Source organism: Microlunatus parietis, assembly GCF_013407955.1.
Classification (GTDB): domain Bacteria; phylum Actinomycetota; class Actinomycetes; order Propionibacteriales; family Propionibacteriaceae; genus Microlunatus; species Microlunatus parietis.
Map to the genome: position 1 here is coordinate 204,561 of NZ_JACCBU010000001.1, position 24,369 is coordinate 228,929.

At 69.6% G+C, this 24,369-nt stretch carries 16 protein-coding genes; 9 read left to right on the forward strand and 7 right to left on the reverse strand.

The features are described from left to right. The first annotated feature begins 6 nt into the window (after positions 1–6). The 3 genes from BKA15_RS01085 to BKA15_RS01095 are packed head-to-tail and all read left to right on the forward strand — an operon-like array spanning position 7 to position 3,656. Entirely contained in the window at positions 7–315 is a 309-nt protein-coding gene (locus tag BKA15_RS01085) for a helix-turn-helix domain-containing protein (RefSeq protein ID WP_179747762.1), read from the forward strand. 9 nt (positions 316–324) lie between these two features. Continuing rightward, the gene (locus tag BKA15_RS01090; RefSeq protein ID WP_179747763.1) at positions 325–1,530 is read left to right on the forward strand and encodes a thiolase family protein; all 1,206 of its coding nucleotides are present in this window, start codon (positions 325–327) and stop codon (positions 1,528–1,530) included. Next, positions 1,527–3,656 carry a 3-hydroxyacyl-CoA dehydrogenase NAD-binding domain-containing protein gene (locus BKA15_RS01095; protein WP_312878782.1) on the forward strand — a complete coding sequence of 710 codons (2,130 nt, stop codon included), beginning with the start codon at positions 1,527–1,529 and terminating at the stop codon, positions 3,654–3,656. Before BKA15_RS01090 ends, BKA15_RS01095 begins: the two co-directional genes overlap by 4 nt. 103 nt (positions 3,657–3,759) lie before the next feature. On the opposite strand, the gene dxs is transcribed toward BKA15_RS01095, so the two are convergent. From dxs to BKA15_RS01125, 6 genes are all read right to left on the reverse strand, one after another. After that, the gene (dxs, locus tag BKA15_RS01100; protein ID WP_179747764.1) at positions 3,760–5,691 is read right to left on the reverse strand and encodes a 1-deoxy-D-xylulose-5-phosphate synthase; all 1,932 of its coding nucleotides are present in this window, start codon (positions 5,689–5,691) and stop codon (positions 3,760–3,762) included. Between the two features lie 73 nt (positions 5,692–5,764). Beyond that, positions 5,765–6,100, reverse strand: a complete 336-nt coding sequence (locus tag BKA15_RS01105) for a hypothetical protein (RefSeq protein WP_218871001.1) — start codon at positions 6,098–6,100, stop codon at positions 5,765–5,767. 644 nt (positions 6,101–6,744) lie between these two features. Further along, positions 6,745–7,662 carry a COX15/CtaA family protein gene (locus tag BKA15_RS01110; RefSeq protein ID WP_179747766.1) on the reverse strand — a complete coding sequence of 306 codons (918 nt, stop codon included), beginning with the start codon at positions 7,660–7,662 and terminating at the stop codon, positions 6,745–6,747. Positions 7,663–7,955: 293 nt separating this feature from the next. Continuing rightward, positions 7,956–11,810: an ABC transporter ATP-binding protein gene (locus BKA15_RS01115; protein ID WP_179747767.1), complete on the reverse strand. Its 3,855-nt coding sequence runs from the start codon at positions 11,808–11,810 to the stop codon at positions 7,956–7,958. Between the two features lie 34 nt (positions 11,811–11,844). Beyond that, positions 11,845–12,282: a MarR family winged helix-turn-helix transcriptional regulator gene (locus BKA15_RS01120; protein WP_179747768.1), complete on the reverse strand. Its 438-nt coding sequence runs from the start codon at positions 12,280–12,282 to the stop codon at positions 11,845–11,847. A gap of 111 nt (positions 12,283–12,393) precedes the next feature. After that, positions 12,394–13,788, reverse strand: a complete 1,395-nt coding sequence (locus tag BKA15_RS01125) for an MFS transporter (protein ID WP_179747769.1) — start codon at positions 13,786–13,788, stop codon at positions 12,394–12,396. A 221-nt stretch (positions 13,789–14,009) separates the two neighbouring features. Between BKA15_RS01125 and BKA15_RS01130 the strand changes: the two genes are divergently transcribed. Beyond that, positions 14,010–16,298: an ATP-binding cassette domain-containing protein gene (locus BKA15_RS01130; protein WP_179747770.1), complete on the forward strand. Its 2,289-nt coding sequence runs from the start codon at positions 14,010–14,012 to the stop codon at positions 16,296–16,298. A gap of 21 nt (positions 16,299–16,319) precedes the next feature. Here BKA15_RS01130 and BKA15_RS01135 read toward each other — a convergent pair whose 3' ends face one another. Continuing rightward, positions 16,320–17,369, reverse strand: a complete 1,050-nt coding sequence (locus BKA15_RS01135; RefSeq protein WP_179747771.1) for a LacI family DNA-binding transcriptional regulator — start codon at positions 17,367–17,369, stop codon at positions 16,320–16,322. Positions 17,370–17,646: 277 nt separating this feature from the next. On the opposite strand from BKA15_RS01135, the gene BKA15_RS01140 reads away from it, so the two are divergent. Genes BKA15_RS01140 through BKA15_RS01160 form a run of 5 tightly spaced genes read left to right on the forward strand, consistent with a single transcriptional unit; the run spans position 17,647 to position 24,366 of the window. Then, positions 17,647–19,332 (forward strand): ABC transporter substrate-binding protein, encoded by a 1,686-nt coding sequence (locus tag BKA15_RS01140; protein WP_179747772.1) that lies wholly within the window; start codon positions 17,647–17,649, stop codon positions 19,330–19,332. Between the two features lie 25 nt (positions 19,333–19,357). Next, positions 19,358–20,377, forward strand: coding sequence for an ABC transporter permease (locus BKA15_RS01145; protein WP_179747773.1), 1,020 nt, complete (start codon positions 19,358–19,360; stop codon positions 20,375–20,377). After that, positions 20,374–21,279, forward strand: a complete 906-nt coding sequence (locus BKA15_RS01150; RefSeq protein ID WP_218871002.1) for a carbohydrate ABC transporter permease — start codon at positions 20,374–20,376, stop codon at positions 21,277–21,279. The genes BKA15_RS01145 and BKA15_RS01150 overlap by 4 nt, the downstream gene beginning before the upstream one ends. Before the next feature lie 49 nt (positions 21,280–21,328). Continuing rightward, a complete protein-coding gene (locus tag BKA15_RS01155; RefSeq protein WP_179747774.1) occupies positions 21,329–23,683 on the forward strand; it encodes a beta-xylosidase/alpha-l-arabinosidase in 2,355 nt (784 codons plus the stop codon). Next, positions 23,680–24,366: a DUF624 domain-containing protein gene (locus tag BKA15_RS01160; RefSeq protein WP_179747775.1), complete on the forward strand. Its 687-nt coding sequence runs from the start codon at positions 23,680–23,682 to the stop codon at positions 24,364–24,366. Before BKA15_RS01155 ends, BKA15_RS01160 begins: the two co-directional genes overlap by 4 nt. Positions 24,367–24,369 lie beyond the last annotated feature (3 nt).

Consider the following 24,369-nt stretch of genomic DNA (forward strand, 5'->3'; position numbering starts at 1 on the left):
TGCGCCATGAGTGAAGCGAAGGTATCCGAGCTGCGGCCGACCTACGGGGCGGACACACTGCAAGACCGCGTCACCGGCGTGGTCTTCACCCTGCTGGCCATCCGACGGATGAGCCAGAACCAGCTGGCGGCGGCCCTTGAGATCGCGCCCAGCACTCTAAGCGGCAAGCTCGGCGGACGCCGGCGGTGGTCGATCGACGACCTGGCCGAACTGGCTTCGATCTTCGGGGTGAACCCGCAGATCTTCCTTCGGCAGCCGGGTGAGATCTTCGCCGCGGCCCTCGAGCTGGACGGTAATGGGGTTACTCGTGAGTAATATGGGCGCATGCCCCGTTCTCTCCGCGAGGTCGTCTTCGTCGACGGCGTCCGTACCCCCTTCGGCAAGGCCGGGTCGATGTACGCCGAGACGCGTGCCGACGACCTGGTGATCAACTGCATCCGCGAACTTCTGCGCCGGCACCCGGAACTGCCGGCCGACCGGATCGACGACGTGGCGATCGCCGCCACCACCCAGACCGGTGATCAAGGTCTGACCATCGGCCGCACCGCGGCCCTGCTGGCCGGGCTGCCCCGCTCGGTGCCCGGCTTCGCGATCGACCGGATGTGCGCCGGCGCGATGACCGCGGTCACCACGGTGTCGTCCGGGATCGCCTTCGGTGCCTACGATGTCGCGATCGCCGGCGGCGTCGAGCACATGGGCCATCACCCGATGGGCTCCGGCATCGACCCCAACCCGCGGATCGTCGCCGAGAAACTGGTCGACCCGTCCGCGTTGATCATGGGCTCGACCGCCGAGAACCTCCATGATCGTTTTCCGGAGATCACCAAGCAGCGGGCCGACGCGTTCGCCGTGGCCAGCCAGCAGCGGGCCGCGAAGGCGTACGCGGACGGGGTGATCCAGCCGATGCTGGTTCCGGTCGCCGCGCGCAGCGCCGAGCTCGGCTGGGGCCTGGCCACGGCCGACGAGCCGCCGCGCCCGGACACCACGCTGGAAGGTCTGGCCGCGTTGAAGACGCCGTTCCGGCCGCACGGGCGGGTCACCGCCGGGAACGCCGCCGGCCTCAACGACGGGGCCACCGCCTGCCTGGTCGCCGCCGAGGAGGTGGCCACCGAGTTCGGTCTGCCGATCGCGATGCGCCTTGTTTCGTACGGTTTCGCGGGCGTCGACCCCGAGGTGATGGGGGTCGGCCCGGTGCCCGCCACCGAGAAGGCGCTCCGCTCCTCCGGGCTGGCGATCTCCGACATCGGGGCGTTCGAGATCAACGAGGCGTTCGCCGTCCAGGTGCTCGCGTTCCTTGATCATTTCGGGATCGCCGACGACGACCCGCGGGTCAATCCGTACGGCGGGGCGATCGCCTTCGGTCACCCGCTGGCCAGTTCCGGGGTGCGGCTGATGACCCAGCTGGCTCGTACGTTCCATGATCATCCCGAGATCCGGTACGGGATCACCACCATGTGTGTCGGCCTCGGCATGGGCGGCACCGTGATCTGGGAGAACCCGAACCACAGCGCCCAGGAGGCCGCACAGTGACCACTCCGGAACGACTCAACGAGTTGCTCGAGATCGCGACGGCCCAGGCCAAGGACGAGGTCGTCACGCACGCCCGCAGCCGTGACTTCACCCTCCCGCACGCGGGCAAGACGGGCGTGTTGATCACGCTCGACAACGGCCGCGACCACACCCGCCCCAACACGCTCGGCCCGCACAGCCTCCGCGAACTCAACGACGCCATCGACGCCGCGCTCGCCCGCGACGACGTCGCCGCGATCGCCGTCACCGGCAAGCCGTTCATCCTGGCCGCCGGTGCCGACCTGACCCAGCTCGGCGCCCTGTCCGACCGTGATCAGGTGCTGGCGATCGCCGAGATCGGCCACGCGATCTACGACAAGCTGCACACCGCACACGTGCCGACGTTCGGCTTGATCAACGGGCTCGCGCTCGGCGGCGGGCTGGAACTCGCGCTGCACTGCCAGTACCGGACCGTGTCGGCCGCCGCGCCGGCGATCGCACTGCCCGAGTGCTTCCTCGGCCTGGTGCCCGGCTGGGGCGGTGCCTACCTGCTGCCGAACCTGATCGGCGCCGACCGGGCCGTCACGGTGATCATCGAGAACGCGCTGAACCAGAACCGGATGCTCAAGGGCCCGCAGGCGTACGAGCTCGGCATCGCCGACGCCATGTTCGACGGGGCGGACTTCATCGAGCAGTCGCTCGGCTGGGCCGGTCAGATCGTCGCCGGCACGATCAAGCTGGACCGCCCCGAACCGGACCGCGGCGAGGCCTGGGACGCCGCCGTCGCGCGCGGCAAGGCGATCGCCGACCTGAAGACCTCGGGCGCGGCGCCGGCTCCGTACCGGGCGCTGGAGTTGATCGCGGCCGCCAAGACCGCCGACCGCGAGACGGTCTATGCGGCCGAGAACGAGGCGCTGGCCGATCTCGTCATGAGCGAGGAGCTCCGGTCCAGCCTCTATGCCTTCGACCTGGTGCAGAAGCGCGCCAAGAAGCCGGCCGGCGCCCCCGACAAGGACCTGGCCCGGCCGGTCACCAAGGTCGGCATCGTCGGTGCCGGGCTGATGGCGAGCCAGCTGGCGCTGCTGTTCCTGCGCCGGCTCCAGGTGCCGGTGGTGATCACCGATCTTGATCAGGAGCGGGTCGATCGCGGGTTCGGCTACGTGACCGCGGAGATCGACAAGCTGGCCGGGCGCGGCCGGCTGTCGCCGGACGAGACGAACCGGCTCAAGGCCCTGATCACCGGGACCACCGACCGGGCCGACTTCGCCGACTGCGACTTCGTGATCGAGGCGGTGTTCGAGGAGCTCGAGGTCAAGAAGCAGGTGTTCGGCGAACTGGAGCAGCACGTCTCCGAGACCTGCCTGCTCGCGACCAACACGTCCTCGCTGTCGGTCTCGGAGATGGCCGCCGACCTTGATCATCCCGAGCGGGTGGTCGGCTTCCACTTCTTCAACCCGGTCGCCGTCCTGCCCCTGCTGGAGGTGGCCCGGGCCGAGAAGACCGACGACGCGACCCTGGCCACGGCGCTCGCGGTGGCGAAGACGCTGAAGAAGAACGCCGTGCTGGTGGCCGACGAGACCGCGTTCGTCGTCAACCGGCTGCTGCTCCGGCTGATGACGGTGATCGACGCCGCCGTGGACGAGGGAACGCCGCTCGAGGTCGCCGACCGGGCCCTGCGTCCGCTCGGCCTGCCGATGTCGCCCTTCGTGCTGGCGCAGCTGGTCGGGCCGGCCGTCGTGCTGCACGTGAACGAGTCGCTCCATGATCGTTTCGGTGACCGGTTCCCGGTCTCGGACAACCTGCGCGCTCTCGTCGCCGCGAAGCGGCCGGGCATCTACGACTGGACCGCCGACGGCAAGCCGTACGTCGCGGAGGAGACCCGGGCTCTGTTCACCGTCGGCGACCGGCCGAGCACCGAAGATCAAGTTCGGGAGCGGGTGCTGGCCGCGCTGGCCGAGGAGATCGGCCTGATGCTGTCCGACCAGGTCGTCGCGGCGCCGATGGACATCGATCTCTGCCTGATCCTCGGTGCCGGCTGGCCGTTCCACCTCGGCGGCATCGTGCCCTACCTGGACCGGGAAGGCGTCAGCGAGAAGGTCCTCGGCCGGCGCCTGCTGCCGCCGGGCGTCGCGAGCCTGCCGGCTTGATCGTTCCCTGAGCCTGTCGAAGGGGCAGCCCGGCCAGGCTTCGCCCCCTTCGACAGGCTCAGGACATGCTTCGACAGGCTCAGTGCGCGGGCGGCACCGCTGGTCAGTGAATGTTGCTGGGCTGCGCGGCGTTCTGGTCGGCACGCGCGATCGCCTCGACGGCGAAGCGGGCGATCCGCTGCGGCGTCAGGCCCACCTCCTCCAGGACCTCGGCGCGGCTGCCGTGGTCGAGGAACCGCTGCTCCACGCCAAACTCGCGCAGCGGCGTGTACACGTCGCGCTGGCGCAGTTCCTGGGCCAGCCGGGAGCCGCAGCCGCCGACCACGCCGTTGTCCTCGACCGTGATCACCAGTTCATGATCACGGGCCAGGTCGATCAGGGCCGGGTTGACCGGCAGGGCCCAGACCGGGTCGGCCACGGTCACGCCGATGCCCTGGGCCGCCAGCAGGTCGGCGGCCTTGAGGGCCAGGCCGGCGAAGTCTCCGTACCCGATGATCAGGACGCGCGGCGACTCGGTGCGCCGCAGTATGTCGACGCCGCCCACCTGATCGACCGCCGGCAGGTCCGCGGGAACCTTCTCCTTCGAGTACCTGATCACCGTCGGCGCGTCGTCCACCGTCACCGCGTGCGCGAGCGCCTCACGCAGCCGGGTCGCGTCCCGCGGCGCGGCCAGTTGCAGCCCCGGCACGACCTGCAGGATCGACATGTCCCACATGCCGTTGTGGCTCGGCCCGTCGGTGCCGGTCACGCCCGACCGGTCGAGCACGAACGTCACCCCGCACCGGTGCAGCGCCACGTCCAAGAGCACCTGGTCGAACGCCCGGTTGAGGAACGTCGAGTAGACCGCGAAGACCGGATGCAGCCCGCCCATGGCGAGCCCGGCCGCCGAGGTCACCGCATGCTGCTCGGCGATGCCGACGTCGAACACCCGGTCCGGGAACGTCTTGGCGAACCGGTGCAGCCCGGTCGGATACAGCATCGCCGCCGTGATCCCGACGATCCGCGGATCGGTCGCGGCGAGCTTGACGATCTCCCGGGAGAACACGTCGGTCCAGCTGTCCGGCCCGCCCGTCGAGAGCGGCTCGCCGGTGGTCGAGTCGATCCTGCCGACCTGGTGGAACTGATCTTCCTCGTTGTTCTCCGCCGCCGGGAAGCCGCGGCCCTTCTGGGTCAGGCAGTGCACCAGCACCGGCCCGCCGAACTGCTTGGCCTGCTGCAACGCGGTCTCCACGGCCGCCACGTCGTGGCCGTCGATCGGGCCGACGTACTTCAGGCCGAGGTCGGAGAACATGCCCTGCGGAGCCAGCACGTCCTTCAGGCCGATCTTGATCCCGTGCAGCAGGTCGTACGCCGTCCCGCCCACACCGGGCACCCGGACCAGGTTGCGCCGGATGACCTCGAGGATCTGCTCGTAGCGCGGATTGGTCCGCAACCCGGCCAGGTGCACCGCGAGCCCACCCACGGTCGGCGTGTAGGACCGGCCGTTGTCGTTGACCAAGATCACCAACGGCAGCTTGTCGTCGGCGGCGATGTTGTTCAACGCCTCCCATGCCATGCCGCCGGTCAGCGCGCCGTCCCCGATCACCGCCAGCACTGAGCCTCGCTCACCCCGCACCAGCTTCGCCTTCGCCAGCCCCGCCGCGTACGACAGCGAGGTCGACGCGTGCGAGTTCTCCACCCAGTCGTGCTCGGACTCGGCCCGGCTCGGGTAGCCGGACAGCCCGCCCCGCTGCTTCAGGGTGTGGAACCGGTCGGCCCGCCCGGTGACGATCTTGTGCACGTACCCCTGGTGGCCGGTATCGAACACGATCGGCTCGGCCGGTGAATCGAACACCCGGTGCGCAGCCAGCGTGAGCTCCACCACCCCGAGGTTCGGCCCCAGGTGTCCGCCGGTCCGGCTCACCTCTTCGATCAGGAATGACCTGATCTCCGAGCTCAACCGCCGGAGCTGATCCTGACTCAACGACCGCAGGTCGCTCGGGCGCCGGATCGTCGGCAGCAGCGACGATTGGTCCGGGACAGATGCGGATGGCATGGCCCCGAGTTTACGGCCTCGTCCGGCGCCCAACCCGGCTCCCGGCCCAGCCACCCCCGGACTGTCGGCATCATCACAACGTCGGCATGAACTCCTCTCCGCGGAGCGCCCGCTCGACCAGGTCGACCGCTCGCTGGGTCCTCGGCAGCAGTGCACCGAACCGCTGCCAAGCGTCGATCGCCTGCTCCACCACCTCCGGTGCGACCCAAGGCCCCAGCTCGGTCCGCACCTCCGCCACCCCCGTCTCGACCGCTTTCGCCTGACCCTCCAGCGACCTCGCCGCGAACCGGGCCAGCACGACCGGATGCCGGCGCAGCACCGGGTAGAGCCGGAAGTCCGGCGGGCAGCAGTCGAGCAGAAACGCTGACGCGGTCATCTCCCAGTCGACGGCTCCCGGCGGCCTGACCATCGGTGGCCAGCCCGGCGGCACATACCTACTTCCATCCCCTGCCATGCCCCGATACTATCGAACACGTATTCGAATCTCAATCCTGCGGCCACGGATCGCAAAATGTCGCTGATCAAGCTGGGACGGTCACACACGGCGTGGTGACAACCCACGAACTTGCGAGCTCCACCTCGCGCAGGACACGGATTTCGCGTCGAGGCCCTGCGGACGAACATGACAGCACGGATTTCCTGACCCGGATCTGCCCTTCGGCTCGGCGCGGCGGCTCGATGGCGGGGCGCGGTATCTGGGCACACCGTGACCGACGCTGCGACCACGGATCCAGCAGTGGCATTCGACCCCGAGGTGCACTTGGCCCCGAACCGATCGTGGCCCAGTCTGCACCGCAACGCGGGTGATCGGCTGAAACAGGGTCCCTGGCTCCCCAGGGTCTGGCCAGGTGACACAAATCTGCAACACAACGCCTCCCGCAACCGATTTCTCGGCTTCCGGAACCCGTTGTGAGGCAGATTTGTGTCACCCCCATCGCAGAAGACGGGGGCGTGGAAGTTGCTCGCAGCCGCCCGGTCAAGGTTGTTGGATCAGTGCCGTAGCCGTCGAGGCCGAGGCGGAGGCGGCGCAGTCGGCCGGCCGGTCCGAGTAGCTCAGCCTGTCCGGAGCGGGCCTTGGTGAGTGAGCAGGTAGTGGGTCGCGGCGGCGACGGCGAGCGCTGCCCCGACGAGGTGCAGCAGCACCAGCACGATGGGCAGGCCGGTGTTGAACTGGATCACGCCCACAAGCCCCTGGAACAGCTCGACGGCGAGCAGCATCAGCACCGCGCGGCTGCGGAACCAGACGACACCCAGGATGGTCAGCGCGACCAGGAGATAGACGGCCGCGGCATGGATGTGCGTGACGACCGTCGGGTCGAAGCCGGTACGTTGGGCGTTGATGTCGCCGGAGTGCGGCCCGGAGCCCGTGACGACGGTGCCCAACCAGAGCGCGACCCAGACGACCACGAAGGTCGCGATCACCACCGCCCGCTGGGCGACGGAACGGACCGGGGTGCCGGTGATGCCGAAGGCGCGGTGTACGAGCAGCACGCTCAGCGCGATCAGGGCCATCGACACCAGGAAGTGGAACGCGACGACGAACGGGTTCAACTGGGACAGCACCGTGAAGCCGCCGACCACGCCCTGGGCCGGGATACCCAGGCCGAGCAGCAGGGCGATCAGCCGGGCGCGCGGGCGGGCGTGCCGGTCGGCAGCCCGGAGGGCCGTGAGGAAGGTCATGATCATGATCGCGGCCAGCACGAAGGTGAGCAGGCGGTTGCCGAACTCGATCACGCCGTGAATGCCGTAGGCCGGGTGCGGCACGTACGAGTCGGCGGTGCACCGGGGCCAGGTCGGGCAGCCGAGTCCGGAGTCGGTCAGCCGCACCAGGCCGCCAGTCAGCACGATCCCGATGTTGGCCACCAGGGCGGCGACCGCCCACCGCGGCAGCACCTCGGGCGCCGTCACGGCCCGCCAGCGCCGGACCAACCCGGCCCAGGGTCCGGGCAGGGTCGCAGATTGGTTGCTCACCGATCTCCCTTCGCGAGCGCAGAACGCGTCCTCGCAGGTGTTGTGCCAACGGCACGATACCTGGCGCGGCTCGGCCCGCTGCCACACGGCCGGGCTTCGCCGAGCGATGCGGCGATCGTCCCGGAGCCAGCTTCCCGAGGCGCGCCGGCACGGGCGACCGGGGCCGCGCCGAGGGCCTCGAGGACGCCTGCTGCCGGTGCGGGTGCCGGTGGCGAGCGTGAGGTTCCTGGCACCGCCGAGCGTTGGATCAGTCCGTTCCGCGGTGCGGTGAGCGTCGCGCCCCGGCCGGCGGTTCAGCGCGACGGAGTGTCGACCAAATCCCCGGCGAAGGCCTGCCAGAGCCGGCGATAGGTGCCGTCCGCCTCGAGCAACTCGGCGTGGGTCCCGTCCTCGACCACCTTGCCGTGGTCCAGCACCAGCACCCGGTCGGCCCGGGCCGCGGTGGTCAGCCGGTGCGCGATCACGACCGTGGTCCGCCGCTGCGCCAGCCGGTCCGCCGCCCGCGTCACCGCGGCCTCACTGGCCAGGTCGAGCGCCGCCGTGGCCTCGTCGAGGAGCAGCAGGTCGGGCTGGACGCATTCGGCCCGGGCCAGCGCGATCAGCTGCCGCTGCCCCGCGCTGAGGTTGCGGCCCCGGTCGCCGACCTGGTGGTGATAGCCGTGCCGTAGCTGCCGGATCATCTCGTGCGCACCGACCGCACGGGCGGCCGACTCCACCTCGGCCGGCGTCGCGTTCGGCCGGCCGTAACGGATCGCGTCCGCGACGGTCCCCGAGAAGAGGTAGGCCTCCTGCGGGACGTAGCCGAGGCGGTGCCGGTAGCCGGCCAGGTCATAGGAGCGGAGATCGACATCGTCGACCCGGACCGCCCCGTCGCCGGGATCGTAGAAGCGCGCCAGCAGCTTCATCACGGTCGACTTGCCGGCGCCGGTCTCCCCCACCACCGCGACCCGTTGGCCGGACGGCACCCGGAAGGAGATCCCGCGCAGCGCCGGCTCGTCGGCACCGCCGTAGCTGAACACGACGTCGTCGAACTCCAGCTCGCCGGCGATCCGGCTCGGCACCGGGACCGGGTCCTTCGGCTCCGGAGTGGACGGCTTGGTGCGGAGCAGCTCAGAGATCCGGCGCAGGCCGACGGCCGCCTGCTGGTAGCCGTCGAAGACCTGGGAGAGCTGCTGGACGGGCGAGAAGAACATCGTCACGTACAGCATGAAGGCGATCAGGCCGCCGGCGGTCAGGGCCCCGCTGTGCACCTGGCCGGCGCCGAACAGCAGGACCAGGGCCGTGGCCAGATCGGAGACGAACGCGATGAACGGGAAGAAGGTGGCGATGTAGCGCTGACTGCGCACCCGGGCGACCCGGTAGCTCTCGGAGAGCTCGCCGAAGGTCTCCTCGTTGCGCCCCTCCCGCCGGAAGACCTGCGCCACCCGGACGCCGGCCACGTTCTCCTGCAGGTCGGCGTTGACGATGCTGATCCGCTCCCGCGAGATCTGGTACGCCTTCGCCGACCTGGCCCGGAAGATCAGGGTCGCGATGATCACCAACGGAAGCACGGCCAGCACGACCAGGGCGAGTGAGGGGTTGATCACCACGATCGCCACCAGCACGCCGAAGAAGGACAGCAGGCTGACCACGGCCGTCGCGAGCCCGGTCTGGACGAACGTGGAGAGGGCGTCGACGTCGGTGGTCATCCGGGTCATGATCCGGCCGCCCATCTCACGCTCGTAGAAGTCGAGCCCGAGCCGCTGCAGGTGCGCGAACAGCTTCATCCGCAACAGGTACAGGATCCGCTCGCCGTTCTTCCCGGTCACCTGGATCTGGGCGCGTTGGACCAGCCAGTCGCCGACGGTGACGACGAACGCGAGCACCGCGGCGATGATGATCACGTCGCCGCGGTTCTCGGTCACGCCCTGGTCGACGCCCAGCCGTACCGCGGCCGGCAGGATCAGCTGGGCGACCGCGTCGGCGGCGACCAGGATCAGGCCGATCAACAGTGGCGCCCGGAACACCCGGAGCAGCCGGACGAACCGGAAGGCCGGGTCGGGCTGCCGGTAGTGCAACGGATCGACGTCGGGCCGGTCGGTGGCCGGCGGTAGCTGCGCCACCTGCTCCAGCAGCTCCGGTGAGGGCGGCAGCGCGGCGACCATCGAGCCCATCGGCCCCATCCCGCGGCCGCCGCCACCGGCCCGCATCCCCATGCCACCGCCGGGAGCACCGCCGCCGGCCATCGCCCCGCTGCTGCGCTCGACGAGGCCATAGGCGCGCTCCAGCGCCAGCTCCTCCGGCGTCAGGTCGGGTTCGCGCCAGGCCGACGGCGTGATCCCGTCCACCAACGGCTCTTGGTCCGGCTCCGGCTCGGCCGCGACCGGGGCCCGCCCCTCGACCTCGGCCGCCACCTCGTCCTCGTCGAGCCGGTCCAGGTCCTCCGGGCCGGTGAGCAGGATCGTGTAGAGCGGGCACCGGCGCTCGAGTTCCTCATGGGTGCCGATGTCGACCAGCCGGCCCCGGTCGAGCACGCCGATCCGGTCGGCCAGCTCGAGAGTGCTGCGCCGGTGTGCGATCAGGACGGTGGTGCGGCCGGCCATCACGCGCCGCAGCGTGGTGTGGATCTCGGCCTCGATCCGGGCGTCGATCGCCGACGTCGCGTCGTCCAGGAGCAGCACCTGCGGATCCGTCAGCAGGGCCCGCGCCAGCGCGACCCGCTGGCGCTGGCCGCCGGACAGGGTGAGGCCCTGTTCGCCGACCACGGTGTCGTAGCCCTTGGGCAGCCGCATGATGAAGTCGTGCGCCTCGGCCGCCCGGGCGGCCGCCTCGATCTCGTCCTGGGTCGCGTCCGGGCGCCCGTACGCCAGGTTCTCCCGGACCGTCGTGGAGAACAGGAAGCTGTCCTCGAACACCATCCCGATCGAGCCGCGCAGCGATTCCAGGGCGACGTCGCGGATGTCCTGGCCGCCGACCCGGATCGCCCCGCCGCCGACCTCGTAGAAGCGCGGCAGCAGCAGTGACACGGTGGACTTGCCGGAGCCGGCGGTGCCGACCAGGGCCAGCGTCTCCCCCGGCTGCACGGTGAAGCTGACCTCGTCGAGCACCGGCTGGTCCTCGGCGTAGCCGAAGCTGACCCGGTCGAAGGTCACGTCGAGCGGCCGGTCGGGCAGCGTCGTCGCGTCCGGCGCATCGACGATGCCCGGCTTCGCGTCGATCATCTCGAAGACCCGCAGCACGCCCGCCTTGGCCTGCTGGCCGATGGTGAGCAGACCGGACAGCATCCGGACCGGCGCCACCATCGAGGCCAGGTACGTGGAGAAGGCGAGGAACGTGCCGAGGGTGATCTGCTGGTGCAGGGCCATCCAGCCGCCGACGCCGAGGATGCCGACCTGACCCAGCGCCGGGATCGCCTGCATCAGCGGGTTGTAGAAGCTGTTCAGCTTGATGGTGCGCGTCCGGGACCCGTACAGGCCCTGGGCGGTGGCGTCGAGCCGGGCGAGCTCCTGCTCCTCCTGGCCGAACCCCTTGACCACCCGGACTCCGGTCACGGCCGACTCGACCACACCGGCGACCTCGCCGACCCGCTGCTGGGCGTCCCAGTTCGCCGGGAACAGCGTGCGCCGGCCACGGATCGCGATCCACCACAGCACCGGCCCGACCAGCAGCGCGACCAGGGTCAGCGGCGCCGACAGGGTGAACATGATGATCACCGAGCCGATGAACAGCAGCACGTTGCTGATCATGATCGGCATCATCCCGAGCAGGCCCTGGACCAGGTTGAGATCAGAGATCGAACGGCTGACGATCTGGCCCGGCGGCATCTCGTCCTGGCTGCGGCCATCCATCCGTTGCAGGGATGCGAACACCTCGCGGCGAAGATCATGTTGGACATCGATCGAGAGCCGGCCGCCGAGGAACCGCCGCAGGAAGCCGGCCCCGAAGTTGGCCAGGCCGACCGCGATCAGGGCGATGATCCACGGCAGCATCGGCTGCGCCTGGGTCAGGATCCCGTGGTCGACGACCTCACGCACGATCAGCGGCGAGATCGCGTTCGCCGCCATGCCGATCAGTGCCGCGCCGAACGCGACGGTGAACAACACCGGGTGCCGCAGGCAGTAGCGGGCGAGCCGCTTGATCCAACCCGGCGGTGCCTCGCCCGTGGTCACGGCTTGCGGTGGATCCGGCTCCGAGTTTGGTTGTTCACGCCTGTCGAGCACGCCGTCGTTCCTCCCGGTTTTTCTCCATCGCCTCGTCCAGAGCCGCCAACGCGGTCAACACCGCCGAGGCGTCGCCCAGCTCGTCGAGGACCTCGTCCAAGCGCCGCACCAGCGCGTCGTCGGCCACGGCCAGCGCCGTCTCGCCGTCCGTCGTGATCTCCAGCCAGGTGATCCGCCGGTCCGACTCGTCGCTGCGCCGGCGGACGAACCCGGCCGCGGACAACGACTCGACCGCGGCACTGATCGCCGGTTTGGACACCGTCAGGCGCTGCGCCAGCGCCGTCGAACGTTCGGTGCCGTCGGCGAGCAGCGAGAGCAGCCGGTACTGCGGCGGGGTCAGGCCGGTGTTCACCCGGTCCAGCATCCGCCCGGCCCGGAGCAGTGTCCGGACCGCATCACGACGACTCTGCCGCTTCCCCATGGGCACCTCCCGGCCCACATTATAGTTAATCTGCTGAACTAACTGTTCGGCCGGTCCACGGAGCGGGAAGGTTGCGGCGCCGGCCCCGGCAGCCCGGGACCGGCGCCCCGATCAGCGCAGCGTCGCGGGAGCCTCCGGCTCCGGGTAGTCGGAACCGGACGGAGCGCGGAGCTCGGTGCCGGACGGCACGGTGCCGGACGGAACCGTGTCGGACGGAACGGTGTCGGACGGCACCTGGTCGGCGGTGTCGCCGGAGTCCTCGTCGGGCTCCGACTCCCTGGCCGCGGCGAGGGCCGCCCGGCCGGACGGCAGCAAGATCGCGACGGTGATCACGATCATGGTCGCCGTGCCCGCGATGATCAGCAGCAGCTGCACGCTGATCACGTCGGCCAGCGGCCCGAACGCCACCATCCCGATCGGCGTCGCGAGTGCCATCACGATCCCGACGTAGCTGAACACGCGGCCGTGCTTCGCCGGCTCCACCGTGCGCTGGAACAGGGTCATGAACGGCGACGAGAACGGCGGCACCATCAGCCCGAACGCGAACATGAAGCCGTAGAACACCCAGAGGTTCGGCGCCAGGCCCTGCAGGATGGTGAACAGCGCGAACCCGTACGTCGCGACCAAGATCAACCGCATCGGGTTCTTCTTGGCCAGGATCGTCGACACCAGGACGCCGCCCAGCATCATGCCGACGCTGAACACGATCTCCAGCACGGCCAGCATCCACTTCTCGTCGCCGAAGCTGCGGGCCACCATCAACGGGGTCAGAAACGACGGCGCGACAGTGAGCAGGAACAAGATCGCGAACACCCCGAGCAGCCAGCGCACGATCGGATGGGTGGTGATGTAGCGCATCCCCTCCACCAGGTCCTGCCCGTACGTCGTCGTGGACTCGGTCGCCCGGGCCAGGGTGGGCACCGTGACCAGACCCAGCAGCACGACCCCGATCACCGCGGTCACCACGTCGAGGAAGAACACCGGGACGATGCCGGCGAACGCGTAGATCGCCCCCGCCACGGCCGGCGCCAACAGCGACATCACCGACTGGATGGTCTGGAACATCCCGTTCACCCGCATCAGCTGATCACCGGGCACGAGCTGCGGGATCATCGCCTGCACGGTCGGGGTCTGCACACCGGCGCCGAGCGACCGGACGCCCACCGCCAGCAGGATGATCCACAGGTCGGTGATCCCGTTCATCATCAGCAGCGCGAGCACCAGGGTCGACGCGGCGATCCCGATGTCGGCCGACATCGCCAGCACCTTCCGGTTCATCCGGTCCGCGAGCACGCCGCCGAAGATCGACACGATCCCCTGCGGGGCGAAGGCGGCCACCGCGTAGAGCGCGACGGCGACGCCGGACTGGGTCTCGAGCGTGACGTACCACATCACCACGTACTGCACGATCATCGAGCCGAACAGGGACACGGTCTGGCCGGACAGGAAAATGGCAAGGTTGCGTCGCCAATGGGCCGGAACGGCGACGGCCTCGGTCTCGGTCATGATCTCCCTCGGTCAACGAATTCGGTACGGACTCGCACCGTAGAACTTCAAGTCTGGTTAAGGTCAAGAATCGGCGCTGGTCCCCGACGCGAGCCCGAACCTACCCGGTGCCACCGACAGTCCGCTTGGACTTTCCGGAACCGCCACGACACGCCGCCACCGGCCCGCGGCACGCCCGCTCGGGGCGCCTGGTGTCGGTGCTCCCGACTACGGTCTCCGTCATGCCTCATCCAGCGGATTCGCATGATCTGATCCACGTCCACGGTGCCCGCGAGAACAACCTCAAGGACGTCTCGGTCGCCATCCCGAAGCGACGGCTGACCGTGTTCACCGGAGTGTCCGGCTCCGGCAAGAGCTCGCTCGTCTTCGGCACCATCGCGGCCGAGTCGCAGCGGTTGATCAACGAGACGTACAGCACGTTCGTCCAGGGCTTCATGCCCAGCCTGGACCGGCCCGACACCGACCTGATGGAGGGCCTGACGACGGCGATCATCGTCGACCAGGAACGGATGGGCGCCAACTCCCGGTCGACCGTCGGCACCGCGACGGACGCGAACGCGATGCTGCGGATCGTGTTCAGCCGGCTCGGCCGGCCGAGCGCCGGCCCGTCGTTCCACTACAGCTTCAATCTGCCGGCGGGCGCCTGCCCGCGCTGCGAAGGCCTGGGTACGGCGACCGAGATCGACCTGGACGAGTTGTACGACCGGGACAAGTCGCTCCGCGAGGGCGCGCTGACCATCCCCGGCTACAACGTCGACGGCTGGCAGGTGCGGATCTACATCGAGTCGGGGTTCCTGGACCCGGACAAGCCGATCCGCGACTACACCGACCAGGAGCTGGCGGACTTCCTCTACAAGGAGCAGTGCAAGGTCAAGGTCGGCGACATGAACCTGACCTACGAGGGACTGGTGCCGCGGATCCGGAAGGCGCTGCTGCAGAAGGACAAGGACGCGCTGCAGCCACACCTGCGGGCGTTCGTCGAGCGGGCGGTGGCGTTCGCCGCCTGCCCGGAGTGCGGCGGCACCCGGCTCAACCAGGCCGCGCTCGCGTCCAGGATCGACGGGATCAACATCGCCGACGCCTGCGCGATGCAGATCAGCGACCTGGCCGAATGGATCCGCAAGCTCGACGACCCGGCGGTCGCTCCCCTGCTCAAGACGCTGCAGCAGACCCTCGACTCGTTCGTCGAGATCGGGCTCGGCTACCTCAGTCTCGATCGCCCGTCCGGCTCGCTGTCCGGCGGCGAGGCGCAGCGGACGAAGATGATCAGGCATCTCGGTTCCAGCCTGACCGACGTCTCGTACATCTTCGACGAGCCGACCATCGGCCTGCACCCGCACGACATCCAGCGGATGAACGATCTGCTGCTTCGCCTGCGGGACAAGGGAAACACGGTGCTCGTGGTGGAGCACAAACCGGAGACGATCAAGATCGCCGACCACGTTGTCGACCTCGGCCCGGGCGCCGGCGGGTCGGGCGGCACGATCTGTTTCGAGGGTTCGGTCGAAGCGCTGCGCGCCAGCGGCACACTCACCGGGAGGCATCTGGACGATCGGGCCCGACTCAAGGAGACCACCCGGAAGCCGACCGGGACGCTGCCGATCCGGGGCGCCGACCGGCACAACCTGCGCAACGTCGACGTCGACATCCCGCTCGGCGTGCTGGTGGTGGTCACCGGCGTCGCGGGCTCGGGCAAGAGTTCCCTGATCCACGGCTCGATCCCGAAGGACGCGGGCGTCGTGTCGGTGGACCAGACCGCGATCCGCGGTTCCCGGCGGAGCAACCCGGCCACGTATACGGGGCTGCTCGATCCGATCCGTGCCGCGTTCGCGAAGGCCAACGGGGTCAAGCCCGGACTGTTCTCCGCGAACTCCTCCGGCGCCTGCCCGAACTGCAACGGCAACGGCGTGATCTACACCGACCTGGCGATCATGGCCGGGGTGGCGACCGTGTGCGAGGAGTGCGGCGGCAAACGATTCCAGGCCGAGGTGCTGGAGTACAAGCTCGGCGGCAAGGACATCAGCGAGGTGCTCGCGATGTCGGTCGCCGACGCGGACGTCTTCTTCTCCGCGGGCGAGGCGAAGACCAGGGCGGCGCACGCGATCCTGTCCCGGATGTCCGACGTCCGGCTCGGTTACCTCACCCTGGGCCAGCCGCTGACCACGCTGTCCGGCGGCGAACGGCAGCGGCTCAAGCTGGCGATCCGGATGGCGGAGAAGGGTGGCACCTACATCCTGGATGAGCCGACCACCGGCCTGCACCTGGCCGACGTCGAGCAGCTGCTGGGGCTGCTGGACCGGCTCGTCGACGGGGGCAAGTCGGTGATCGTCATCGAGCACCACCAGGCCGTGATGGCGCACGCCGACTGGATCATCGACCTCGGTCCGGGCGCCGGACACGACGGCGGCAGCATCGTCTTCGAGGGCACCCCGGCCGAGCTGGTCGCGAGCCGGTCGACCCTCACCGGACAGCACCTCGCCGAGTACGTCGCGGACCAGCGGACCCGGTAGCGAGGGTGCCGCGGCGTCGGCTCAGGACCGGTCCTGCCCCTGGCCGGCCGCCGGTCCACCGGGCCACGCCGCGGTGCTCTCCCGTTCGACCAGCCGGACCGCCAGGTCCATCTTGCGCACCGCCGGTTGTTCACCGCGGGCGAGCGCCAGGACCAGCCGGGTGGCCTGGCCGGCCATCTCGACCAGCGGCTGCGCGACGGTGGTCAGCCGGGGCCAGACCCAGGACGCCAGCGGCAGGTCGTCGTACCCGACCACCGACAGGTCCTGCGGTACGTCCCAGCCGAGTTCGCGAGCGGCCCGGAGCACCCCGAGCGCCTGCATGTCGCTGCCCGCGAAGATCGCCGTCGGGCGATCGCGCAGCGCCAGCAGATCCCTCGCGCACCGGTAGCCGCCCTCGACGCTGAAGTCGCCGACGCGTACCAACTCCGGGGCATCGGGCAGCCCCGCCCGGCGCAGCGCGTCGACGTAGCCGTCCATCCGGGCCCGGGCGCAGAGGGTGTCGGCCGGGCCGCTGATGGCGGCGATCCGGCGATGGCCCAACTCGATCAGGTGCCGGGTCGCCGCCCGGCCGCCGCTCCAGTTGTTCGAGCCGATCGACGCGACCGACTCGTCCTCCTCGCCGATCGGATCCACCACCACATAAGGGATCTGGCGGGCGTCGAGTTGCGCCCGCTGATCCGGGGCGAGATCGGAGAACACCATGATCACGCCCGCCGGCCGGCGGATCAGCACCGAGTTGATCCACTCCTGGCGCGGCCGTCGCGCGGCACCGCACTCGGAGAGCACGACCTCGACGTTCTCCTCCCGCGCCGCCTCCTCGACGCCGCGGATCACCTCGACGGCCCACGGGTTGCCGAGGTCGTGGAAGACCAGATCGATCATCGGCACCGGGCTCGGGGCCGCGGTGCGGCGGCGCTGGTAGCCGGACTCCCGCAACTGCGCCTCGACGAGTTCCCGGGTGGCCGGTGCGACGTCGCCGCGCCCGTTGAGCACCTTCGACACGGTCGGGATCGACACGCCTGCCTGGTCCGCGATGGTGGCGATCGTGATGCGGGGACGTTTGTCGGCCATGGTCCTCCTCGACTCCGATGTTCGTGGCACCGGGATCGTACCGAAACTTTCGATCCACTCGCTCGATTCGACCGTTAACCCGACGAAACTTTCGAACCCTGGCGGACCAACCTCGGCCCCTCGGCGATCCACGCGTCACCGAAGGATCACAGCCCACCCGAACCCTTGACACCTCTCCCAAGCGCTTCTAGATTCAGGGAAAGTATCGCATCTTCTACGAAACTTTCTGTCGTCGGATATCGGCCGGCGGCTTCACACCATCTCAATGAGGAGAGACATGTCAGACGCGTTCGGGCGGGGGCCCCTGCGGGCCAGCCGCCGACAGGTCCTCGGATATTCGGTCGCCGCGGCGGGGCTGGCCGTCGCCGGCTGCAGCGCCGAAACCGGCGGCGGCGATCCCGAGGGCGACCTCGCGAGCAAGTCCAAGGGGGCGATGGAGGGGTTCGCCGCGGACACCCAGTTCAAGGCGACCGAGCCGTTCACCCTGTCGGTGCTCTGGACCGACTGGCCGGACCTGCCGGTGAAGGACTCGTGGACGTTCTTCAAGGAGATCGAGAAGCGCACCGGCGTCACGCTGGAGACCACGCACATCCCGTTCAGCGACGCGACCGAGAAGCGGAACCTGTTGATCAGTGCCGGCGACGCACCCAGCGTCATTCCGCTGGTCTACACGGGCGAGGAGGAGTCGTTCGTCTCCTCCGGCGCGATCCTGCCGATGAGCGACTACGTCCAGCACATGCCCAACTTCAACAAGTACGTCCAGGAATGGGACCTGGCGGAGATGATCACCCGGCTCAAGCAGTCCGACGGCAAGTCCTACATGGTGCCCGGGTTGCAGGAGGTATCCGTCCCGGTGTTCACGGTGATCATCCGCAAGGACGTCTTCGACGAGGTCGGCGCCGCCGTGCCGCAGACCTGGGACGAGATGCGGACGGCGCTGCTCAAGATCAAACAGAAGTATCCGGACTCCAAGCCGCTGGCCGACGGCTTCGAAGGACAGTCGCTGCTCAACTACGCCTCCCACGCCTGGGGCGCCCGGGCCGGCTGGGGCTTCGGCGACGGGATGGTGGACGACGGCGCCGGCGGCCTCAAGTACACGGCGACCTCGCCGGAGTACAAGCAGATGGTGGAGTACTTCCGCGGCCTGGTCGCCGATGATCTTGTCGACACCGAGTCCATGACCGCGTCGAACGACGGCGGCGGTGGCGGCAGCGTGGCGGAGAAGTTCGCGAACCAGCGCGTCTTCGCCGCCTCCGGCTCGGCCGGTACGGCGATCGAGTTCGCCCAGGCCCTGGCCGAGACGGTGGGCCAGGGCAAGTTCGAGGTACTGCAGATCGCACCGCCCGGTGGCCCGGCCGGCCAGGTGGTGGAGCCGCGGAACTTCTGGAACGGCTTCATGCTCAACTCCGAGCTCAGGGACTCCGAGCATTTCCTGGCCACGCTGCAGTTCCTCGACTGGCTCTACTACAACCCGCAGGCCCGGGAGCTGATCCGGTGGGGCGTCGAGGGTGAGACCTACACCAAGGGTGCCGACGGCAAGATCACGTTGAAGCCGGAGTACTCGCTCGATGCGTACAACCTCAACCCCAAGGGGAAGACCGACCTGCAGAAGGATCTCGGCTGGTCGAATGCCGTCTTCGCCGACTCGACCGAGTCCAGGGCGCTGAAGGAGTCCTACAACGCGCCCGAATTCGTCAGCTACATCGACGCCGTGCTGACGAGCCGCAAGCCGCGGGAGCCCTACCCGCCGGCTCCGCTGAACGAGGCCGAGCTCGAGCAGGCCTCCCTGATGGCGACCCCGCTGAAGGACACCGTCGACACGAACACGCTGAAGTTCATCCTCGGGGATCGCGACATCGCCGAGTGGGACCAGTACGTGGCGGAGCTGGAGGGCCAGGGTCTGCAAAACTATCTTGATCTTCTCAACGGGGCGCGGAAGCGTTTCGTCGAGCAGAACGGCTGAGGCCGCCGGCGGCGCGGAGCGACCCATGGCGACCCTACGAACGGATCCGGCATCCCGGTCCGGGGCCGGTGACCCGCCGGCCGATCCGGCGGCTCGGCCCGGACCGGAGATCCTCGACCCACCCCGGCCGGTCGGGCCGCGGCGGCGGACCTGGCGGCAGGCGGTGCGGCGCGACTGGCAGCTGTACGCGCTGGCCCTGCTCCCGTTGATCTTCTTCGTGATCTTCAAGTACGGGCCGATGCTCGGCAACGTGATCGCGTTCCGCCGGTTCCGGCCCGGCGGCAGCATCTTCGGCGAGCAATGGGTCGGGCTGCGCTACATCGAGATGTTCATCGGCGACCCCTCGTTCTGGAAGGTCTTCGCCAACACCGCGATCCTCGGTGGCACGACCTTGATCGTCTGCTTCCCGCTGCCGATCGTGCTGGCGCTGATGCTCAACGAGGTCAGGAAGAAGGCGTTCAAGAGGGTGGTCCAGTCGATCACCTACCTGCCGCACTTCCTGTCCATCGTCATCGTGGCCGGCATGGTGCTGCAACTGTTGTCCTTGCAGGGCACGGTCAACCAGATCGTCGAGGCCTTCGGCGGCGAGCCGGTCGCGTTCATCCAGCGGCCGGAGTGGTTCCGGACCATCTACGTCGGCTCCGAGCTGTGGCAGACCCTCGGCTGGGGCACGATCCTCTATCTCGCGGCGCTGACGTCGATCGACGAGGCGCTGTACGAGGCGGCCAAGATCGACGGGGCGGGGCGGCTGCGGCAGACCTGGCACGTGACGCTGCCTGGGCTGCGCCCGGTGATGATCACCTTGTTGATCTTGAACATCGGCGCGTTCCTCAATGTCGGGTTCGAGAAGGTGCTGTTGCTGTACAACCCGTTGACGTACTCGACGGCCGACGTCATCTCGACCTACCTCTACCGGGTCGGGCTGATGTCGAACAACCTCAGTTACGCGGCCGCGATCGGGCTGTTCCAGGCCCTGATCGGTCTCGTCATGGTCCTGTCCGCGAATCTCATCGCGCGCCGAGTGGTGGGGACGAGCCTGTGGTGATCAACCTGAAGACCCGCAGCGCCGCGGTCAAGGACAGTCGCGGCTATCGTGCGTTCACCGCGCTGAACCTGATCTTGCTCGTCCTGCTCTGCGTGATCATGCTCTACCCGTTCATCACGGTGCTCGCCCAGTCGTTCAGTTCGGCCGGCGCGATCAAGGCCGGGCAGGTGAGCTTCTGGCCGGTCGGCTTCAACGTCGACACCTACGTCGCCGTGATGTCGAACGGCACGTTCTGGCGCAACTACGCGAACACGGTCATCTACACCGTGGTCGGGACCGCCATCGCCATGACGCTGACCACCACCTACGCGTACGTCCTGTCGAAGCAGCACCTCCGGGGCCGGGGCGTCCTGATCGGCATCGCCGTGTTCACCATGTTCTTCAACGGCGGCCTGGTGCCCAACTACGTGCTGATCTCCGCGCTCGGGATGAAGAACACGATGTGGGCCATCGTGCTGCCGGGCGCCATCTCGGTGTTCAACCTGCTGGTGATGAAGGCGTTCTTCGAGAGCCTGCCGAAGGATCTCGAGGAGGCGGCGCAGATCGACGGGCTCGGCTGGTTCGGGATCTTCGTCCGGATCGTACTGCCGCTGTCGAAGGCGGTGATCGCGACGATGGTGCTGTTCTACTCGGTGGCCTACTGGAACGACTGGTTCGCGGCGTTCCTGTATCTCGACAAGAGTGAGCTGTTCCCGGTGACGCTGTTCCTGCGGAACCTGATCGCCGGCGCCTCGACGACGGCGTCCGAGGGTGCCGCGGCGGCCGGGACGACGACCGCGATGGTGTCGTCGAACATCCAGGCCGTGACGATGATCCTCACCGTGATCCCGATCTTGTGCATCTATCCCTTCGTCCAGCGCTACTTCGTCTCGGGCGTCATGCTCGGATCGATCAAGGGCTGACGGAGCAGCAGTCCCGACCAGACCCGCACACAGGAACGGAAAGATCACCATGTCAGTTGACCGCCCGGATGCCGCGACCGACCCGAACGGCGCCCCCTGGCACGACCGCGGCCTCAGCGTCGCCGAACGTGCCGCCGCCCTCGTCGCGGAGATGACCCTGGCGGAGAAGACCAGCCAGCTGGTCGGGATCTGGGTCGGCGCCGACGCGGCCGGCGGCGATGTCGCGCCGCACCAGGGTGATCTGACCCAGAACGTGCCGCCGTTCGCCGAGGTGGTCGAGGACGGTCTCGGGCAGCTGACCCGTCCGTTCGGCACGCAGCCGGTCGATCCCCGGCTCGGCGCCCGGTCGCTGGCCCGCGCCCAGCGGCAGGTGATGGCGGCCAACCGGTTCGGCATCCCGGCGCAGGTGCACGAGGAGTGTCTGGCCGGCTTCGCGGCCTGGGGTGCGACCGCTTATCCGGTGCCGCCGGCCTGGGGCGCCAGCTTCGACCCGGAGCTGGTCCGGGAGATGGCGGCGGAGATCGGCGCGACGATGCGGTCGGTCGGTGTCCACCAGGGGCTGGCGCCGGTGCTCGACGTGGTCCGGGACTACCGCTGGGGGCGGGTCGAGGAGGCCATCGCGGAGGACCCGTATCTGGTGGGCACGCTGGGCGCCGCGTACGTCGACGGGCTCGAGAGCACGGGCGTGGTGGCGACGCTGAAGCACTTCGCCGGCTACTCCGGTTCCCGGGCCGGCCGCAACCACGCACCGGTCGCGGCCGGGCCGCGGGAGTTCGCCGAGGTCTTCCTGCTCCCGTTCGAGATGGCGCTGCGGCTCGGTGGGGCGCGGTCGGTGATGAACTCCTACGCCGAGGTCGACGGAGTGCCCGCCGCCGGCGACCGGCGGTTGCTGACAGATCTGCTGCGTGGGACCTGGGGGTTCGACGGGGTCGTGGTCGCCGACTACTTCGCGGTGACGTTCCTGCGCACCCTGCACCGGGTCGCCGGTACGGACGGCGCCGCCGCCGGCCGCGCCCTGTGGGCCGGGATCGACGTGGAACTGCCCACCGTCTCGGCGTACGGCGAGCCGCTCGTCTCGGCCGTCCGGTCCGGGGAGGTGGACGAGGCACTGGTCGACCGCGCGGTGCAGCGGGTGCTCGAACAGAAGATCGCGCTCGGCCTGATCGACGCCGACTACGATCCCGCCCCGGCCGACGAGGTGGACCTGGACAGCGACCGGGGCCGCGAGCTCGCGCTCCGGCTGGCCCGCGAGTCGGTCGTCCTGCTCGCCAACGACGAGACCCTGCCGCTGGCGCCGGGCTGCCGGCTCGCGGTGATCGGGCCGCTCGCCGACGATCCGTACGCGATGCTCGGGTGCTACTCCTTCCCGTCCCATGTCGGGGTGAAGCATCCGGATTCGGGGCTCGGCATCGATATTCCCACCGTGTACGGCGAGCTCGCCGCACGGCGCGAGGTGACCGGTCCGGTGGCCGGCTGTACGGTGAGCGACCGCGGCCGCGAGGGATTCGCGGCGGCCGTCGACCTGGCCCGCGAAGCCGACGTGGCGGTCGTCGTCCTCGGCGACCGGGCGGCGATGTTCGGGCGCGGCACCTCCGGCGAGGGATCCGACGCCGCCGACCTGCGGCTGCCCGGCGAGCAGGAGGCGCTGGCGGAGGCCGTGCTGGCGACCGGCACTCCGGTGGTTCTGGTGCTGCTGACCGGCCGGCCGTACGCGCTGGGCGCGCTCGCCGACCGGTGCGCCGCGGTCGTCCAGGCCTTCTTCCCCGGGCAGCGCGGCGGGCAGGCGGTGGCCGAGGTCCTCACCGGTGAGGTCAACCCGAGCGGCCACCTGCCGCTGGCCGTCCCGCGCGACCCGGGCGGACAGCCCGGCACCTATCTCACTCCCCCGCTCGGCCTGCGGTCCGGCGTCTCCGGCCTCGACCCGACCCCGCTGTACCCGTTCGGCCACGGGCTCTCGTACGGTTCGCTGCGCTGGCACCCGGTTGCCGAGGCCGGCGCCGACTGGCCGGTCGACGGGACCACATCGATCGCGGTCACGCTGGAGAATTCCCACGACCGGCGGATCGACGACGTGGTCCAGGTCTACCTGCACGATCCGGTCGCGCAGGTGACCCGGCCGGACCAGCGCCTCGTCGCGTACCAGCGGGTGTCGCTCGAGCCCGGCGCCCGGGTGCGGGTCGAGTTCGCGCTGCACGCGGACCTGACCTCCTTCATCGGCCTCGACGGCGAGCGGATCGTCGAGCCGGGCGATGTCGAGTTGCGGATCGCGCGGTCCAGTGCCGACCACCACGCCGTGGTGCGCCGGACCCTGGTCGGGGCCGAACGCGCCGCCGGGGTGGACCGGGAACTCGTGGCGCGGGCGACGCTGCATCCCCTCGACGGCGCCGGCGACGGGGTGTCGTGATCATGACCGAGCGGGCCGACGAGATCGGCCGCGGCACCCTCGCCCGGGTCGCCGCGTTCGTCTACCGCTATCTCGTCCTCGGCCTGTTCCTGGCCCTGCTCGGGGCGCCGACCATGATCATGTGGATACTGCTCGAGCCGAGCGTGTCGAACGCGATCCCGTTCGTCGCGGCGTTGGCGCCGGTCGCGCCGGCCCTCTCCGCGGCCCTGTACGCGCAGCGGGACTGGTCCCGGGCGCCCGACCTGAACCCCGGCCGGGCGCTCTGGCGCGGACTACGGATCAACCTGGTGGACACGCTGAAATGGTGGCTGCCGGTGCTGGCCGTGGCCGCCGTGCTGACGGTCAACCTCGGGTACGCCGACACGGTGCCCGGCGGCCAGACCCTGCGGCCGGTCTGCCTGGTCCTGCTCGCCGCTCTCGCGCTCTGGTCCGGCCACCTGCTCGCCGTGACGGCGTACTTCTCGTTCCGGACCCGGGACGCCTTGCGGGTAGCGGCGGCGGAACTGGCCCGGTGGCGGCCGACGCTCGGGCTGGCCGCGCTGCTGGTGGTCGCCGTCGCGACCGTACTGCTGACCTCGGAGGCCGTACTGCTGGCGACCGGCTGGGCCTTCGCCGGGCTGCTCCGGCTGACCCTGCGCCCGGTCGAGGCCGACGTCGCGGAGCGGTTCGTGCAGCGAGGTTGAGCG